Consider the following 17404-nt stretch of genomic DNA (forward strand, 5'->3'; position numbering starts at 1 on the left):
TCCATTTTTATTAATTTAAGATGTAATGAAAGATTCAATTAGAAAATCGAACGACCAATACGACCTGAAAGCACTTCCAACGCTTGAGTTCCCGCTAGTGAGTTACCCGATTGATCAAGCTCTGGCGACCAGACTGCAATCGTCATTTCATTAGGCACAATAGCAACAATACCACCGCCAACACCCGATTTCCCCGGCATACCAACACGATAAGCAAACTCCCCTGCACCATCATACAAGCCACAAGTCGCCAGCAGAGCATTGAGCTGTTTCGTTTGTGTCGGAGTAATGATCTGTCTACCCGTCTGTACCGAGGTTCCCTTGTTGGCGAGGTAGCTAAACGTCTTCGCAAGATCCACACAGCTCATTTTCAGTGAGCAAGCGTGGAAGTAATTATTGAGAACAGGAATAACATCATTTTCAAAATTACCAAATGAACGCATAAGGTAAGCTATCGCTGCATTACGATCGCTATGCATCATTTCTGAAGCCGCTACGACCTTGTCGTAAACAATATGAGTATCACCGGACAACTGACGCACAAACTCGAGTAAACGCTGTCTAGGCGCAGATAGACGGCTTTGCAATAAGTCAGCTACTATAATCGCACCAGCGTTGATAAATGGATTACGTGGGATGCCCTGTTCCATCTCTAGTTGGATCAGTGAGTTAAAAGCCTGCCCTGACGGCTCTTTGCCTACCCGTTGCCAAATTTCTTCGGGCTTATACAGCGACATTGCAAGCGTTAGACTGAGCGCTTTTGAAATTGATTGGATTGAGAAAGCATCATCCGCATCACCGGCTTTGATCACTTCGCCTTCCTTGGTGTATACAGCAATCGCTAATTTGTCATTCGCCACTTTGGCAAGAGCAGGAATATAATTCGCGACTTTTCCTTGACCAATCAAGGGGCGAACTTCTTGCAAAATTTCGTCTAAGATCAACTGCGTTGGTTTCATCTACAGCTCCAATTCCAAGTGCTTTACATCGTCAACCTGCTCTAGACTTAAAACCTTCTAACGAAAATAGAAAGCGTAGAGGGCAAAAAAGCCAACATAACGTGTTGGCTTTTCTCGATATTAATTTTATTTAATAAATCGATTAAGCAGTGCGGTTGTATTTAATATCCCACACACCGTGACCTAATCGATGACCGCGTGCTTCAAATTTTGTCAAAGGACGCTCATCTGGACGCGGGATGTAATTACCATCCGTTGCAATGTTTGCAAAACCAGGTGCTAGCTGCATAACGTCAATCATATGCTCTGCGTAGTTTTCCCAATCTGTTGCCATGTGGAAAATACCCGTTTCAAGCTGTAGCTTTCCACGTACCATTTCAGCAAATTCAGCTTTAACAATACGACGCTTGTGGTGACGCGCTTTATGCCAAGGGTCAGGGAAGAAAAGCTGTAGCGTGTGCAGACTGTTGTTTGGAATCATGTGTTCGAACACTTCAACCGCATCATGACACATCACGCGTAAGTTCGTTACGCCAGCATCACGAGCAGAAGCTAAACAAGCACCAACACCTGGGCTATGAACTTCAATACCTAAGAAGTTTTTCTCAGGTGCGTTTTTCGCCATTTCTACCAATGAAGCACCCATACCAAAGCCAATTTCTAATACAACCGGGTTTTCATTACCGAATACTCCACTCCAGTTAAGAAGTTCAGGGTTGTAATCGATACCCATTGTTGGCCAACATTCATTCATCGCATTTTCTTGGCCTTTCGTTAAGCGGCCTTCGCGACGAACAAAACTACGGATCTTACGAACCAGTTTGCCGTCTTCAGTATATTCGTTAGTGGTCACTTCACTCATTGGTATTTGCCTGCACATTGATTCATCAAAGCGGGGATTATCCAAAGAATTGCCTCAGGTGCAAGTCTTTCTACAGATAAATTCCCACACAAATTGTCTGTTTTACATCCAACCGTAATTGTGGTGCAATTTTAGGTCTAATAAAAGAAAAACATCGAGCATGTCGTGACTCCTTTCGCAAACGCCATTTTAGAATGGTATGACGCTTACGGGCGTAAAAGTTTACCTTGGCAACAAAACAAAACGGCCTACAGTGTTTGGCTATCTGAAATCATGTTGCAACAGACTCAAGTCGCGACTGTTATCCCTTACTATGAGCGATTTTTACAGCGTTTCCCTACTGTTATCGACTTAGCGAACGCAAAGCAGGATGAAGTGCTACACCTGTGGACAGGCCTTGGCTATTACGCTAGAGCGCGTAATTTACATAAAGCCGCGCAAATTGTTGCCACGGAATACAACGGCGAGTTTCCTCTACAGCTAGAGGAAATGAACGCTTTGCCAGGGATTGGACGTTCCACAGCCGCTGCGATTCTATCGTCTGTGTATAAACAGCCTCACGCTATTTTAGATGGTAATGTGAAAAGAACTTTGGCACGCAGCTTTGCTATTGACGGCTGGCCGGGACAAAAAAAAGTAGAAAACAAGCTATGGGAAATTGCTGAAGCGCACACGCCCGATAGCGATGTCGATAGATATAACCAAGCCATGATGGATATGGGCGCAATGGTCTGCACACGTAGCAAACCTAAGTGTACGCTCTGCCCTATTGAAACGTTATGCTTGGCAAATAAACAAGATAACCCGCTCGACTACCCGGGAAAAAAACCGAAAAAAGAGAAACCAGTAAAAGAGACTTGGTTTGTTATTTTACATAACGACAATCAAGTTTGGCTGGAGCAAAGACCTCAAAGTGGTATCTGGGGTGGCCTCTACTGTTTTCCTGAGCATACTGATGAAGCCGTTGAATATCAGCTTGATAAGAGAGCAATTCAAGATACACATATAAAGCATCAACAAACGTTAATCTCATTTCGCCACACATTTAGCCATTATCACCTCGATATCACTCCGATATTGGTAGAGTTATCAAAACAACCGGATTTGATAATGGAAGAGGCTAAAGGTCTTTGGTATAACTTATCTCAACCAGATGAAGTCGGCTTAGCTGCTCCAGTAAAACAACTACTGGAAAGCTTACCATTTGAGCTTCAATCAACTTTTAAAAAGGAATCACTATGAGCCGTACTGTATTTTGCGCTCGTTTAAACAAAGACGCGGACGGGCTAGATTTTCAACTTTACCCAGGCGAACTTGGTAAGCGTATTTTTGACAATATTTCAAAAGAGGCTTGGGCACAGTGGCAGAGCAAACAAACGATGTTGATCAACGAGAAGAAGCTCAACATGATGGATCCAGAGCACCGAAAACTGCTTGAAACTGAAATGGTTAACTTCTTATTTGAAGGTAAAGAAGTCCATATAGAAGGCTATACACCACCAAGTCAGTAATCGAAAAACAGCTAAAACGTCTTCCGATTAAATTTAGGCTTAGCACCGTTTATTAGTGGTGCTAAACCTTTACGATTGACGAAGACGTTATTTAGGGATCTATGATGAACTTAGGGAATCTATGAAAAAGGTAGCCTACTTTTTTACAGCGGCACTAGTTAGCGCAACAGTATTAACCGGATGTAGTCGAGAATTTGTTGAGAGTATTTACGACGTTAACTACGAGCCAACTAATCGATTTGCCACCAAACTTGCCGAGCTTCCTGGCCAATTTGAAAAAGATATCGGCGCTTTAGACGCACTAATCAGCAGCTTTAGTGGCAACATTGAAAAGCGTTGGGGTAGCCGAGAGATTAAAGTCGCGGGTAAAAGTAACTACGTAAAGTACATTGATAATTACCTAAGTCGCTCTGAAGTAAACTTTGACAAAGGCACGATTGTTGTTGAAACAGTCTCGCCAACAGACCCTAAAAAACATCTGAGAAATGCCATTGTCACGACATTATTGACGCCCGATGACCCGCTAAATGTCGATCTATTCTCGTCAAAAAGCATCAAACTTGAAGGGCGACCTTTTCTGTATGAACAAGTCGTCGACCAAGATGACAAACCCATTCAGTGGTCTTGGCGCGCTAATAAATTCGCTGACTACCTCATAGCTAACCATTTGAAAACTAAAAACGTAGACTTTAAAAAAGCCTACTACGTAGAGATCCCTATGGTGGAGGATCAAGTAGAGATCCGAAGCTACAAATACGCGAGTATTGTTCGCCAAGCATCGCAAAAATACGATATTCCAGAAGATCTTATCTATGCAATCATCAAGACTGAAAGCAGCTTTAACCCTTATGCGGTGAGTTGGGCAAATGCTTATGGTCTGATGCAAGTTGTGCCAAAAACAGCAGGACGTGATGTATTTAAGTTAGTTAAGAAGAAACCCGGTGAGCCATCACCTGAGTACTTGTTCGATCCAGCAAAGAATATCGATACGGGCACCGCATACTTCTACATCCTAAAAAACCGCTACCTCAAAGACATTAATCATCCACTCTCTCTGGAGTACAGTATGATTTCGGCTTACAACGGTGGTGCAGGTGGTGTATTAAATACGTTTAACCGCAATGACCGTAAACGAGCGATGCGTGATCTTAACTCGTTGCAACCGAATCAAGTTTATTGGGCACTGACAAATAAGCACTCCAATGCGGAAGCAAGACGCTACCTAGAAAAAGTAACCAACTACAAGAAAGAATTTAACTCGGGGAAAACCTAAACGAAACAATTGAGTAAATAAACAGCGGTTAATCACTTTTTTGCATTTATTTTAAAAAACCTGTTGACGAAGTGGAAGAAAATCCGTTTAATAGCGCTCCGTTGCCCGGATAGCTCAGTCGGTAGAGCAGAGGATTGAAAATCCTCGTGTCGGTGGTTCGATTCCGCCTCCGGGCACCACAATTTGATTTGTTGGTGTCTAAGTAAAATTAAACAGCAGCAGAAGCAATAAGAATTTAGTGTGCCGACTTAGCTCAGTAGGTAGAGCAACTGACTTGTAATCAGTAGGTCACCAGTTCGACTCCGGTAGTCGGCACCATTCTTTTGCCTCGATAGCTCAGTCGGTAGAGCAGAGGATTGAAAATCCTCGTGTCGGTGGTTCGATTCCGCCTCGAGGCACCATTATTTGGTGCTTAACAAATAATGGTCTTTTAGACCTGATGTTGACACAGATAATTCCCCTTTAGTTCAGTTGGTAGAACGGCGGACTGTTAATCCGTATGTCGCAAGTTCAAGTCTTGCAAGGGGAGCCACTTTAAAGAAAGCCTCATCATTTGATGAGGCTTTTTTGTATCTGCAGATTACCTATCTTCCAGCCTACTCCCCTTTTATCCAAAGAAAACAGACTATCCCTAGCAATTACACTTCAAACTCTATCTATGTACATAATGGCATTTAACCACAGAGTGATATAAGCCGTTTGATAACAACACTTTAGCCTGATACTTTTTTTGCTCTAGAAATTTAATCTCTATCAAGTTTTAAGATTAATCGAATATTCGTATTTACACTTCTACACTATCCTTACGCGTATATGGCAATTCGATACTTTGTATCATTTACACACCACTACTTTTGTGGAGACAGAAGCAATGAAATTAAAGACACAAGCTTATTTACTCTCAGGTCTCATACTTATCGCTCTCTTAGCGCTAACCATGACAGGTCTATGGACACTTCGCGTTGCAAGTAATATTGATAATAAAGCGCGAGTGACTGAATTATTTAAAAGTGCCTACAGTATTTTGACTGAAGTTGAAAAGATGGCAGCTGATGGCACTCTTAATGACGAGCAAGCAAAGCAGCTTGCGACACGTCTTCTGCGTAACAATATCTACAAAGATAATGAATATGTATATGTTGCCGATGAAAATATGATATTTGTTGCGGCCCCTCATGACCCAGAGATTCACGATACTAGTTTTCACGAATTCAAAGATGGCAGCGGCAATAGCGTCGGCCAAATCATATTAAATGAATTGAGCCGTTCAGGACGCGGAATCATTGAATATACTTGGACTCAAAAACAGCCTGATGGCTCTATTGAAGAAAAGCTATCCATCGCCCAAAAAACACCTCGTTGGAATTGGGTCGTTGGTACAGGGATTGGTTTCAACGAAGCCAACGCTCGTTTTTGGGCGACCGCTCAATGGCAACTATTCCTTTGTCTTGTCATTGCAGGTGGGATTCTTGCTGTCGTTATTATTTCCATTCGTAAGATCTTAGCTTTACTTGGCGGCGAACCTCAGGAAGTAAGTGATGCCGTTCAAGCAGTAGCCAATGGTGATATTCAGATCTCTTTTGAGAATACGGCTCCAAATGGCAGTATTTATCATGCTGTACAGCAAATGAGTCGCTCACTCGCCGAGCTCGTAACTAATCTCGATAGCTCAATGCATGCCCTACGTGGTGAGCTAAGCCAAGTTGAAGCTCGTGCAGGTAGCATTGCCACGTTAACTGATACACAGCAGCAATCGACAGCCATGATCGCCACAGCAATGACAGAGATGGCCTCCTCAGCAATGAATGTAGCAGACTCTGCTCGAGATACGGCTAGCAACACGGATGAAGCGGATAAGCAGAGCCAGCATACTCAGCAGTTAATCCACAACACGGTAGATAACATTGAAGGGCTCGCCACTCAGCTAGGTACAGCAAGCCAAGCTGTTGCGGACCTTGATAACGACGTAAACAGCATTGTGAAGGTTCTGGACGTAATTGGCGATATCGCTGAGCAAACCAACCTGCTTGCACTTAATGCAGCCATTGAGGCTGCTCGTGCTGGTGAGCAAGGTCGCGGCTTTGCCGTTGTTGCTGATGAAGTTCGTAATCTCGCAGGTCGAACTCAAGAGAGCACCAAAGAAATACAGCAGATGATCAACAACCTTCAAGAAGGCTCGCGCAACGCTATCAATACAATGGAAGTGTGTGCTGAGACAAGCCAAAGCACAGTGACAGAGTCTCAAAATGCTTCTGAAGCTCTACAGCAGATTGTTGTCGCCTTAGAGTCTATTTCAGCAATGAGCCATCAAATCGCGACTGCAGCGGCTGAACAGACCCAAGTAGGTGATGATATTTCTAAGCGTATTAATATGATTGAGGAGAGCGGTACTCAACTAAGTGGTGTTGTTACTGAGAGTCATAACAGTACACAAACCCTGACTTCTCTTTCAAATGAATTAGAAACTTGGGTCAACAAGTTCACTGTTAAGCAATAATTTGGGTAGCAAATAGTAAAAGCACGCTAGAAAGCGTGCTTTTTTTTGATTTATTACTCGCTGTCTAAGTTTTTGAACCCTATCACAATGACCATATATCGTCCTCTAGCCCTTAATAATGAGTAAAAATGCCTCACTGAGTATAGAAAAACAACAAACGATATTTTTTTTGCAATTTAGTGTTGACCTGAAAAGAGAAAAACCGTTTAATACACCTCGTTGCCCGGATAGCTCAGTCGGTAGAGCAGAGGATTGAAAATCCTCGTGTCGGTGGTTCGATTCCGCCTCCGGGCACCACAATTTTAAAATTGTTGGTGTGTTAGTATCAGCAGTTAAGAAAGAAAGTTTAAGAAGAATATAGTGTGCCGACTTAGCTCAGTAGGTAGAGCAACTGACTTGTAATCAGTAGGTCACCAGTTCGACTCCGGTAGTCGGCACCATTCTTTCCTAACTTACTTTAGAAAAATCTGTTCCCTTTTAGTTCAGTTGGTAGAACGCCGGACTGTTAATCCGTATGTCACTGGTTCAAGTCCAGTAAAGGGAGCCACATTACAACTAACGTGAAAACGGTAGTTAAAAAATACGTGCCGACTTAGCTCAGTAGGTAGAGCAACTGACTTGTAATCAGTAGGTCACCAGTTCGACTCCGGTAGTCGGCACCATTTCTTCCCTTTAGGAAGAAATACAAAATCTGTTCCCTTTTAGTTCAGTTGGTAGAACGCCGGACTGTTAATCCGTATGTCACTGGTTCAAGTCCAGTAAAGGGAGCCATATTCAAAAAAACCTCATCATTTGATGAGGTTTTTTTATACCTATAATTTGCTACTAGCATTTCATGATCTGGCAATTTAGTCCCACTGATTAATACTTACAGCTCAGTGTCCTACCCCCACTCTATTCGCGCCTATATCGCTCTATGTCCTATCTTCGTATCCTTTTGAGACAACCTTCCCTGATTTACTCTAATTACCCTGTGCGTATTACCAAAGCACTGTTAACCACTAAATCTCAGACACAAAAAAACCAGCATCAAGTGCTGGTTTTTAAAATCTAACGAGTAAGCTTAACTCTTTGCTGTTCTAGCTTGATTCAACGTTTCTACTTCTTTATCGAGTGCTTCAAGCTTCTCTTTCATCTGCTCACGACAACCATTAGATAGCTCACGAAGAGTGCTCTTATCGTAGCCCTCTGTGCTTACGGGCGGAAGCATTTCAACGATAACATGACCATTGTTCCAACGATTAAGTTTAACGTGGCCTGTTGAGCTACACACAATCGGAATAATAGGCACTTTGGCACCAATTGCAGCGTGAAAGGCACCCGTTTTAAATGGAAGTAATCCACGACCACGTGAACGCGTCCCTTCAGGAAACATCCATACCGATACGCCACTTTTCTTAATGCTGTCGACAACTTGATCGATCGTTCCTTTCGCTTTAGAGCGGTTAGCGCGATCAATAAGGATATTACCGGTTAGCCAATAAAGCTGACCAAACAGAGGCATCCAAGCTAAGCTTTTTTTCCCTACCGTTACCACTTTTGGTGTTACCGCAGAAGAGATAGTAAATAGATCCCAGCTGTTTTGGTGGTTGGCAATATAGACATGCTGACCACGCTCATACGCATCGTCAGGGATACGTAGCTCTAATTTGATACCAAATACTTTAGACATACGGCCGAAGTAGCGGCCAAATGTGAATACGTGCTTTGGGTTGCGCGGGCTAAATAAGCAATAACCACAACCAAAAACAAACATGACGATCGCAAAAACAGCCAAGGCAATTATACGAAAAAGTGCAATCATTATTGTTCTCCAATAGAACCTAATAAAAAAGCCGAAACGCTATGCCAATTAGGGATAAGGTTTCGGCTCTAATTCTGAAGCTGATATTAACCCGATTCTCTGAATCGCTCAATATTTGCACCCAGTGCAGACAGCTTATCTTCAATCTTATCGTAACCACGATCGATATGATAAATACGGTCAACAACCGTTTCACCTTGTGCAATACAGCCTGCAATCACAAGACTCGCTGAAGCGCGAAGATCGGTTGCCATCACTTGAGCACCGCTTAGCTCTTCAACATCACCACAGATCACAGTATTGCCTTCAATCTCGGCTTTAGCCCCCATACGCATAAGCTCAGGAACGTGCATAAAGCGATTTTCAAAGATATTCTCGGTGATCACACCGCCGCCTTTAGCCATCAAGTTCAACAGCGTAAATTGAGCCTGCATGTCCGTTGGGAAACCAGGGTGAGGTGCCGTACGAATCGTTACCGCTTTTAGCTCTCGATCCGTCATATCAACGCTGATCCAATCATCACCGGTCTCAACGTCAGCACCCGCTTCTTCAAGCTTAGCTAATACCGCCTCTAGCAGGTGAGCATTAGTATTACGACATACAACCTTACCGCCAGAAACTGCAGCAGCAACAAGGAACGTGCCCGTCTCGATTCGGTCAGCGACAACTGCGTGCTTACCACCAGAAAGGCGTTCAACACCTTCTATGGTAATTGTGTCAGTTCCTGCACCGCTGATTTTAGCGCCTAACTTATTTAGGAAGTCAGCAGTATCAACAATTTCAGGCTCACGTGCTGAGTTATCAAGAACAGTCGTACCTGTTGCAAGCGTAGCTGCGCACATAATCGTGATTGTTGCGCCTACGCTGACTTTATCCATGACGATATGAGCGCCTTTAAGACGACCGTCAACAGAAGCTTTAACGTAGCCATCTTCTAGCGTGATTGTTGCGCCAAGTTGCTCTAGTCCATGAATATGAAGATCCACAGGACGCGCACCAATTGCACAACCGCCAGGCAGTGACACTTGACCATAGCCAAATCGAGCAACCAATGGACCAAGAGCCCAAATAGATGCACGCATCGTTTTCACTAAGTCATACGGTGCACAGTATTCATCAATATTACTTGGATCAACATGAACTGAACCGTTACGTGAAACCTTCGCACCTAAGCGCTTAAGCAGCTCCATCGTCGTATCGATATCACGAAGATGTGGGACATTGCTTACCTCAACCGGCTCTTCAGCCAAGATTGAAGCAAATAAAATAGGCAGTGCTGCATTTTTAGCACCAGAGATCGTCACTTCACCGCTTAACGGTGCCTTCGATCCAATTACTCGAAACTTTTCCATTAAATAACCTTACAACGACATCAATTTTTTATCGCGTGCCCACTCTGCGGGCGTAAACGCTTTTATTGATACTGCATGGATGTCGTTTCTTTGAATGAATTCCATCAGAGGTGCATAAATAAGTTGTTGTTTTTTAACGCGGCTCATCCCATCAAAACAAGCATCAACAGCGACGACTTCGTAATGGCTTCCCTCGCCTTTTACGTGCACTTCTTGAAGGCTTAATGTCTCTTCTAAAATCTGTTGTACTTTTGCGCTATCCACAATTCACCCCTGCTTTATGTGTATGTGTTCAGTTAAGATTGATTCTATATGGCTTAACTTGAATAAGGTGCTCAGCTGCTCTGGCACGAAGCTGAGCATTATATGACAGTTTTGCTTTTTTGCATGCTCTATTAGGTGAATTAACATCACCATTCCTGCAGAATCAATTCTTTCTACATTTTTTAGTGATATTTCGACCTCTTTTTCGTCCACTTGCCATGTTTGCGCATAATTCCACAGCGACGGGACTGTTTCTCTATCAATAATGCCAAGCAAACTAACACTATCAAAACTAGACTGCTGCCACTGAGGATGACTCATCACTGTGTTCTCTCAAAATGAATAGGCTTTGCTGCTAATGACTCTAGTTCTTTCGCAACGGCTAATATTCCTTCTTGGCGAATCTTTCCGCTCCACTCTGACTGCTTGCTTGATAACAAGCTAATGCCTTCTGCAATAAGGTCAAACGCGGCCCACTCTCCCGTTTTCTTATCTTTGCGCAGCTTAAATTCAAGCTTTATATTCGGTCTAGGTGCGTCAATAATATCGACTTTAATCGTAGTAATTCTCTTACCTGCTTCTAAGCGCGGCTCTGGTCCTAACTCAATCGTTTGATTGGTATATTGCGTCAATACTTGAGCATATGAGGTAACAAGATATTTACGAAACGCCTGCATAAAAACACCGACATCACTTCTATCTGCACCTTTGACATTCTGACCAAGTAGTTTTAACGCTGCGTATCTGTCATTGACGTACGGCATCAGCTCCTCTTCCACAATCACTTTCAGATGCTCAGGATTTTGCTGCACAATATCCTGCTCTGCCTTTAAGCGTGAGAAAGCTTGCTCTGAGACTTGCTTCATCATTTGATACGGCTGAGTCTTATCGAGTACTTCAGCGTGAATGGAGGTCGATACTAATAAGCAGCTAACGAATCCAATGACAATACTGAACCAGTGGCTACTAAACTTACGAGCTTTAAACATACGACTACTCCTCAGCCTCTTTATCATCAGACCCACCAAGGCTATATAGCACTTGGCCAATCAAGTTTTCCAACACCAATGCCGATTTAGTATCTTCTACATAATCACCATCAATTAGCATCTCTTCATCATCAAAAACAAAACCTGGTATTAGGCTTATGTACTGCTCACCAATCAGACCAGAAGTCAGAATTTGTACACTTGATGTCTCAGGAAACTGTTGATAATCACTGCTTACATCCATCGAAACGAATGGCAGTAAGTTATCAGGGTTTAAACCGATACTGGTTACTCGACCGACAACGACCCCACCTACTTTAACGGGAGATCGCACCTTCAAGCTTCCTATGTTGTCAAACTCAGCATGTAGGGTATAAGTATCGTTCGAACCTAGCCCTTTAACGTCAGCAACTTGAAAAATCATTATCAAGACTGCGCAAATTCCCACCAGTACGAAGCCGCCAACCCAAAATTCCATTTTTTTATTTTGTTGCATGATTAATTCCCAAACATCAATGCGGTCAGTATAAAGTCTAGCCCTAATACAGCTAGAGATGAGTGCACAACGGTACGTGTTGTGGCTTGGCTAATTCCCTCTGATGTAGGAACAGAGTCGTAACCATTAAACAGCGCTATCCATGTAATAGTAAAAGCAAATACCATACATTTAATCACGCTATTACCAATATCTTTACCCAGCTCTACCGAAGATTGCATCGCAGACCAAAAGCTTCCGTGATCGATGCCTTTCCAATCGACCCCTACCAGTTGACCACCCCAAATGCCAACCGCCATAAAGATCATCGCAAGCAGCGGCATAGAAATAATCCCCGCCCAGAACCTTGGTGCAATAATTCGCTTAAGGGGATCGACAGCCATCATTTCTAGGCTTGATAGCTGTTCGGTTGCTTTCATAAGGCCAATTTCAGCGGTTAACGCAGAGCCTGCACGTCCAGCAAAGAGCAATGCCGTCACTACAGGGCCCAACTCTCGCAATAGAGAGAGTGCTACCATTTGTCCTAAGCTTCCTTCAGCTCCGTAATCAACCAATACCACGTACCCTTGCAAGCTCAGAACCATACCAATAAATAGACCTGACACGAGGATAATTGCTAAAGACTGAACACCAACGCTATGCAGTTGCTTCAATAATAGAGGAAAGTTTTTTATCGGTTGTGGCCGAGTGATAAGCGCGCCATAAAGCATAAAACTGGCTCGCCCAAAAGCTTCACATATTGAGATCGCGCGTTGACCAATGCTAGATATAAACGCCATCAATGTCGCAATCATTAAAATAACTCCTGTTTAATATCACGAGCAGGGTAGCGAAATGGAACGGGTCCATCCGCGAAACCTTGTAAGAACTGTACAACTTTAGGATCAGTATTCTCCTCAAGTTCTTGAGGGGAGCCTTGTGCAATGACCTTTCCATCGGCAAGTAAGTAAACCCAGTCGGCAATACTCATCACTTCAGGGACATCATGAGAAACAACCACAGAGGTGACACCCAACGCCTGATTTAAGTTACGGATAAGTTCAACCAAAACGCCCATAGTGATCGGGTCTTGGCCAACAAAAGGTTCGTCATACATGATAAGTTCTGGGTCAAGTGCTATAGCTCGAGCTAAAGCTGCACGCCTTGCCATGCCTCCAGAAAGTTCGCTTGGCATTAATTGCGCTGCACCACGTAAACCTACGGCTTCAAGTTTTAGCAGAACTAATGTGCGAATTAACGACTCATCTAGCTTGGTATGCTCTCGCAAAGGGTAGGCAACATTATCAAACACGCTCAAATCGGTGAACAGAGCACCTGACTGGAATAGCATGCTCATTTTTTTACGTGATTGATACAATTGGCTGCGATTTAGCTGAGGGATATTGTCACCATCAAACCATATTTCGCCAGAGTCAGGAGATAGCTGGCCTCCGATCAATCGCAGTAACGTTGTTTTCCCTATCCCTGAGGGACCCATAATCGCGGTGATTTTTCCGGTAGGAACAGACAAGGTTATATCATCAAAAATGACTCTCCCCGAACGAGAGAAGTTTAATTGGTTGATTGTAATGAGATCACTTGCTGGCATAGGCACTGAGTATCATCCATAAATGTGCATCCATTAGATTATGAATAATAAGCATATTACTCGTTAAATTAAAGTATTAGGCTTTGAATTCGATATGCGTCGAAAAAAACCGTCCCTTTGTTATTAACATCGAGACAAGTTACTCACTAACAGAGAATTAATTTCATCTAAATCTTCCCTTTTACCGACCAAACCGTCAAAATTAACGGTTAAGCCATTATTGAATTAATTTTAGGAATCATCATGCTGGAAGCTGTAGCATTTCTCATTGTCGGACTCATATTTTTAGTATGGAGTGCGGACAAACTGGTTTTTGGTGCTGCCGCACTTGCACGAAATGTAGGTATATCGCCATTGGTTATCGGTATGACAATACTAGCCATGGGTTCTTCAGCTCCTGAAATGATGGTTTCAGCCACTGCCGCATTAGATGGAAAAACCGATACTGCCGTTGGTAACGTATTGGGTTCAAACATCGCAAACATTGCCTTAATTCTCGGTATTACCGCGTTAATTAAGCCTCTATCTATTAGCTCTGCGGTTCTAAGACGTGAGCTTCCTTTAATGATTGGCGTGACCTTAGTCGCTGGCGTTATCTTGTGGGATAACCACCTTGGCCGCCCTGAAGGTATTCTACTGTTTGTTCTATTCGCCTTTTTCATCCTGACGATGTTACGCATCAGCAGAAATGAGAAGAAAAATGGTGATGCTCTCATTGATGAACAAGAGTCTGAAGTCCCTGAGGGTGTGAGTAACATAAAAGCCGGTATGTGGGTTGTCATCGGTTTGATTATTCTACCGATTGCGGCAAGTGTACTAGTCAATAACGCCGTTATTATCGCTAAATTCTTTGGCATGAGTGACCTAGTCATTGGCCTCACGATTATCGCCGTTGGTACCAGCCTACCTGAACTTGCGGCCTCTTTAGCCGGCGTATTAAAGGGTGAGGACGACATGGCAGTCGGTAACATTATTGGCTCAAACGTATTCAACATTCTCGCAGTCATGGGCATCCCTGGTATTTTAAGCCCATCGATTATCAATGCACAGGCAATGGATCGAGACTTCTGGGTCATGCTGGCCGTTTCGTTGCTGCTTGTCGTGATGGCACTGGGCAAATCTCGCAGTATTAATCGCATAGAGGGTGGAGTTCTATTTACCCTCTTTATTGCTTATCAGGCTTATCTCATCATCAATATGACTGCATAACGCAGATTTGGAGTAGCGCTATGTCCTCAACTTTTGATTATCGTCGTGTCGCTAAACAAGTACTGACGACTGAAATGCAAGCTTTAGAACAGTTAGAACAGTATTTTAATCAAGACTTCTCTGGAGCTTGTGAACATATCCTTGCCAACAACGGTAAGGTTGTTGTCATGGGAATGGGGAAATCTGGGCACATTGGCAATAAGATTGCAGCGTCATTAGCAAGTACTGGAACGCCTTCTTTCTTTGTTCATCCTGGAGAAGCCGCTCACGGTGATTTAGGTATGATTGGAACCGGTGATATTGTACTCGCAATTTCAAACTCGGGTGAATCATCTGAAATCCTATCTCTGTTTCCAGTACTAAAACGTCGTAATATTTGCATCATCAGCATGACAGGAAAACCAAGCTCTAACATGGCAACACTTGCTGATTTCCACCTGCAAATTACTGTACCAAAAGAGGCCTGCCCTCTTGAACTTGCACCGACCTCCAGCACCACCGCAACACTTGTGATGGGCGATGCATTAGCCGTGGCTTTAATGGAAGCACGTGGCTTTACTGCTGAAGATTTTGCAATGTCTCACCCTGGTGGTGCCCTTGGGCGCAAGTTACTGCTTAAACTGTCAGATATCATGCATTCTGGTACTACATTACCGACTGTTACTGCCGACACCCTTATTCGTGATGCTTTACTCGAAATAAGCCAAAAGGGGCTTGGTATGACAGCTGTTGTCGATAAAGACCAACACCTCGTCGGTATATTTACCGATGGTGATTTAAGGCGTATTCTAGACAAACGTATCGACATTCATAGCTCAACCATTGGTGAAGTTATGACGAAAAATCCGAGCATTGCACATCCTGATATGCTCGCCGCAGAGGGGTTGAACTTGATGCAAGAGAAAAGCATCAATGGTCTTATGCTTTGCCATGAAGGCCGACTTGTTGGCGCGCTAAATATGCATGACATGCTAAAAGCTGGAGTAATGTAATGAGTACTCATGCTCTTAAAGATCAAGTAGAAACCCTATACGGCCCTGTTGATGCTGAAATTGTTGCTATCGCTAAAGAGATCAAACTGCTTATATGCGATGTTGATGGCGTATTCTCAGATGGCCGCATCTACATGGGCAACAATGGTGAAGAGCTTAAGACTTTTCATACCCGTGATGGCTATGGTGTTAAGTCGTTAATGAACGCAGGTATTGAAATCGCCATTATTACTGGCCGTAAATCTCAAATTGTTGAAAATCGCATGACAGCTCTTGGTATTTCACTCATTTATCAAGGTCAAGACGACAAAGTAAAAGCCTATTTGGATATTTGTGACAAGCTCAATGTTGCACCAGAACAAACAGGTTATATTGGAGATGACTTAATTGACTGGCCAGTAATGGAAAAAGTCGGTTTAAAAGTTTGCGTTGCTGATGGACACCCACTGCTCGCCAAACGTGCCAACTACGTCACATCGATTAAAGGTGGTCACGGGGCCGTTCGTGAAGTGTGTGATTTAATTCTTCAAGCACGCGATGAACTTGATTGCCATAAAGGCCTTAGTATATGAGTCTGTCTCGTATTATTTATCTATTACTATTTTTTGTCATCACATGGTCGACGTATTACCTGTATGACAAAGAACAAGAGTTTGATATTCAAGTCGCTCCAGACCAAGAACTTCCAATGTTTACAGGTCGTGATATTGAGAACGTCTCTTACACAGAAAGTGGCATTCGCAGCTATATCATTACCTCGGTATATTTGGAAAACTTTGCCGAAAGTGGTGACACTTGGTTTGATCTACCAGTACTTAAAATATACAAAGAAGGTACTGAGCAAGAGTGGGAAATTACCGCTGATAGAGCCTTACTCGATAGCGATCAAATTTTGACTCTGTATGACAATGTAATTGCTAATAACCTGCTCGCTGAATCAGGTTTTGATACGATGTCGACAGAAGAACTCAGTATTAAATTAACCAATCGTGATTTTTGGGCTGACAACCAAGTTGTTCTTGTGGGCCCACAATTTGAAACAGAAGGACAGGCGATGAAAGGCAACTTTGCTGATAACAACGCTGTTCTTTACAACTATGTTCAAGGTAGATATGAAACTCTCGCACCTTAGCCTGATTGCTTGTTTGGTCGCTTCAGGTAGCGCAATGGCGCTCTCGACAGATAAAGACCAACCCGTTTACATAGATTCAGACAGCCAGCATCTTGATATGCAAAGCAATAAAGTCACTTTCATTGGTGACGTTAAGCTAAAGCAAGGTAGCATTAATATTAATGCTGACAAAGTTATTGTGCTGCGTAACCCAGAAGATGGCACCATCGAAGAGATTGAAGGCTATGGCGATCTAGCGACCTTCTCTCAACTTACAGATGATGGCAAGACGCTTTACGGTGAAGCTGAAGAGCTCTATTACAAAATGGTGGATGACCGCTTAACGATGATCAAGCGTGCCATGCTCTCTCAAGACGACAGCATCACTCGTGGTTCAAAGATCCGCTATCAGATTACAGACCAGAAGCTTATTGCTGATGGTAATAATGGCGATCGCGTCTCTACAGTACTACAACCTCAAACGGTACAAGAGTAAC

The 17404-nt window shown here is 43.2% G+C and carries 19 protein-coding genes and 9 tRNA genes; 18 read left to right on the forward strand and 10 right to left on the reverse strand.

The annotated features are described in order from the left end of the window. Positions 1-38: 38 nt before the first annotated feature. Entirely contained in the window at positions 39-959 is a 921-nt protein-coding gene (glsB, locus tag L4D20_RS15925; RefSeq protein WP_428802598.1) for a glutaminase B, read from the reverse strand. A 142-nt stretch (positions 960-1101) separates the two neighbouring features. Further along, on the reverse strand, positions 1102-1821 hold the full coding sequence (gene trmB / locus L4D20_RS15930; RefSeq protein WP_428802599.1) for a tRNA (guanosine(46)-N7)-methyltransferase TrmB: 720 nt from the start codon (positions 1819-1821) through the stop codon (positions 1102-1104). A gap of 165 nt (positions 1822-1986) precedes the next feature. On the opposite strand from trmB, the gene mutY reads away from it, so the two are divergent. The 13 genes from mutY to L4D20_RS15995 all read left to right on the forward strand — a co-directional run bounded on the left by mutY (position 1987) and on the right by L4D20_RS15995 (position 7873). Beyond that, positions 1987-3063, forward strand: coding sequence for an A/G-specific adenine glycosylase (mutY, locus tag L4D20_RS15935; protein ID WP_428802600.1), 1077 nt, complete (start codon positions 1987-1989; stop codon positions 3061-3063). Then, on the forward strand, positions 3060-3332 hold the full coding sequence (locus tag L4D20_RS15940) for an oxidative damage protection protein (protein ID WP_428802601.1): 273 nt from the start codon (positions 3060-3062) through the stop codon (positions 3330-3332). The genes mutY and L4D20_RS15940 overlap by 4 nt, the downstream gene beginning before the upstream one ends. 121 nt (positions 3333-3453) lie before the next feature. Continuing rightward, positions 3454-4605, forward strand: a complete 1152-nt coding sequence (gene mltC, locus L4D20_RS15945; RefSeq protein ID WP_428802602.1) for a membrane-bound lytic murein transglycosylase MltC — start codon at positions 3454-3456, stop codon at positions 4603-4605. Positions 4606-4708: 103 nt separating this feature from the next. After that, positions 4709-4784 (forward strand) — tRNA-Phe (locus L4D20_RS15950). Positions 4785-4847: 63 nt separating this feature from the next. Next, positions 4848-4923: transfer RNA gene (locus tag L4D20_RS15955), tRNA-Thr, on the forward strand. Positions 4924-4930: 7 nt separating this feature from the next. Continuing rightward, positions 4931-5006 (forward strand) — tRNA-Phe (locus L4D20_RS15960). Positions 5007-5061: 55 nt separating this feature from the next. Continuing rightward, positions 5062-5137, forward strand: a tRNA-Asn gene (locus tag L4D20_RS15965). A 339-nt stretch (positions 5138-5476) separates the two neighbouring features. After that, positions 5477-7102 (forward strand): methyl-accepting chemotaxis protein, encoded by a 1626-nt coding sequence (locus L4D20_RS15970; RefSeq protein ID WP_428802603.1) that lies wholly within the window; start codon positions 5477-5479, stop codon positions 7100-7102. Between the two features lie 221 nt (positions 7103-7323). Then, positions 7324-7399: transfer RNA gene (locus L4D20_RS15975), tRNA-Phe, on the forward strand. Positions 7400-7466: 67 nt separating this feature from the next. Further along, positions 7467-7542 (forward strand) — tRNA-Thr (locus L4D20_RS15980). Positions 7543-7573: 31 nt separating this feature from the next. After that, positions 7574-7649, forward strand: a tRNA-Asn gene (locus L4D20_RS15985). A 39-nt stretch (positions 7650-7688) separates the two neighbouring features. Next, positions 7689-7764: transfer RNA gene (locus tag L4D20_RS15990), tRNA-Thr, on the forward strand. A gap of 33 nt (positions 7765-7797) precedes the next feature. Next, positions 7798-7873: transfer RNA gene (locus tag L4D20_RS15995), tRNA-Asn, on the forward strand. A gap of 292 nt (positions 7874-8165) precedes the next feature. On the opposite strand, the gene L4D20_RS16000 is transcribed toward L4D20_RS15995, so the two are convergent. The 8 genes from L4D20_RS16000 to mlaF all read right to left on the reverse strand — a co-directional run bounded on the left by L4D20_RS16000 (position 8166) and on the right by mlaF (position 13595). Next, a complete protein-coding gene (locus L4D20_RS16000; RefSeq protein ID WP_428802604.1) occupies positions 8166-8906 on the reverse strand; it encodes a 1-acylglycerol-3-phosphate O-acyltransferase in 741 nt (246 codons plus the stop codon). 86 nt (positions 8907-8992) lie between these two features. Then, a complete protein-coding gene (gene murA / locus L4D20_RS16005) occupies positions 8993-10258 on the reverse strand; it encodes a UDP-N-acetylglucosamine 1-carboxyvinyltransferase (protein WP_428802605.1) in 1266 nt (421 codons plus the stop codon). Between the two features lie 9 nt (positions 10259-10267). Beyond that, complete coding sequence (ibaG, locus tag L4D20_RS16010) at positions 10268-10522, reverse strand: BolA family iron metabolism protein IbaG (RefSeq protein WP_428802606.1); 255 nt, start codon at positions 10520-10522, stop codon at positions 10268-10270. 3 nt (positions 10523-10525) lie between these two features. Next, complete coding sequence (locus L4D20_RS16015; protein ID WP_428802607.1) at positions 10526-10843, reverse strand: STAS domain-containing protein; 318 nt, start codon at positions 10841-10843, stop codon at positions 10526-10528. Next, a complete protein-coding gene (locus tag L4D20_RS16020; RefSeq protein WP_428802608.1) occupies positions 10843-11511 on the reverse strand; it encodes an ABC transporter substrate-binding protein in 669 nt (222 codons plus the stop codon). Before L4D20_RS16020 ends, L4D20_RS16015 begins: the two co-directional genes overlap by 1 nt. A 4-nt stretch (positions 11512-11515) precedes the next feature. Continuing rightward, positions 11516-12007 carry an outer membrane lipid asymmetry maintenance protein MlaD gene (gene mlaD, locus L4D20_RS16025; RefSeq protein WP_428802609.1) on the reverse strand — a complete coding sequence of 164 codons (492 nt, stop codon included), beginning with the start codon at positions 12005-12007 and terminating at the stop codon, positions 11516-11518. A 2-nt stretch (positions 12008-12009) separates the two neighbouring features. Beyond that, a complete protein-coding gene (gene mlaE / locus L4D20_RS16030; RefSeq protein WP_428802880.1) occupies positions 12010-12786 on the reverse strand; it encodes a lipid asymmetry maintenance ABC transporter permease subunit MlaE in 777 nt (258 codons plus the stop codon). Positions 12787-12800: 14 nt separating this feature from the next. Further along, positions 12801-13595, reverse strand: coding sequence for a phospholipid ABC transporter ATP-binding protein MlaF (gene mlaF / locus L4D20_RS16035; protein WP_428802881.1), 795 nt, complete (start codon positions 13593-13595; stop codon positions 12801-12803). A 243-nt stretch (positions 13596-13838) separates the two neighbouring features. Between mlaF and L4D20_RS16040 the strand changes: the two genes are divergently transcribed. The 5 genes from L4D20_RS16040 to lptA are packed head-to-tail and all read left to right on the forward strand — an operon-like array spanning position 13839 to position 17403. Continuing rightward, positions 13839-14804: a calcium/sodium antiporter gene (locus L4D20_RS16040; RefSeq protein ID WP_428802610.1), complete on the forward strand. Its 966-nt coding sequence runs from the start codon at positions 13839-13841 to the stop codon at positions 14802-14804. A 20-nt stretch (positions 14805-14824) separates the two neighbouring features. After that, a complete protein-coding gene (locus tag L4D20_RS16045) occupies positions 14825-15796 on the forward strand; it encodes a KpsF/GutQ family sugar-phosphate isomerase (RefSeq protein WP_428802611.1) in 972 nt (323 codons plus the stop codon). Further along, on the forward strand, positions 15796-16368 hold the full coding sequence (gene kdsC, locus L4D20_RS16050) for a 3-deoxy-manno-octulosonate-8-phosphatase KdsC (RefSeq protein WP_428802612.1): 573 nt from the start codon (positions 15796-15798) through the stop codon (positions 16366-16368). The genes L4D20_RS16045 and kdsC overlap by 1 nt, the downstream gene beginning before the upstream one ends. After that, complete coding sequence (gene lptC / locus L4D20_RS16055) at positions 16365-16928, forward strand: LPS export ABC transporter periplasmic protein LptC (RefSeq protein WP_428802613.1); 564 nt, start codon at positions 16365-16367, stop codon at positions 16926-16928. Before kdsC ends, lptC begins: the two co-directional genes overlap by 4 nt. Further along, a complete protein-coding gene (gene lptA, locus L4D20_RS16060) occupies positions 16909-17403 on the forward strand; it encodes a lipopolysaccharide transport periplasmic protein LptA (protein WP_428802614.1) in 495 nt (164 codons plus the stop codon). The genes lptC and lptA overlap by 20 nt, the downstream gene beginning before the upstream one ends. The last annotated feature ends 1 nt before the right edge of the window (position 17404 follow it).

The organism is Vibrio kyushuensis, assembly GCF_050337325.1.
GTDB classification, from domain to species: Bacteria; Pseudomonadota; Gammaproteobacteria; order Enterobacterales; family Vibrionaceae; genus Vibrio; species Vibrio kyushuensis.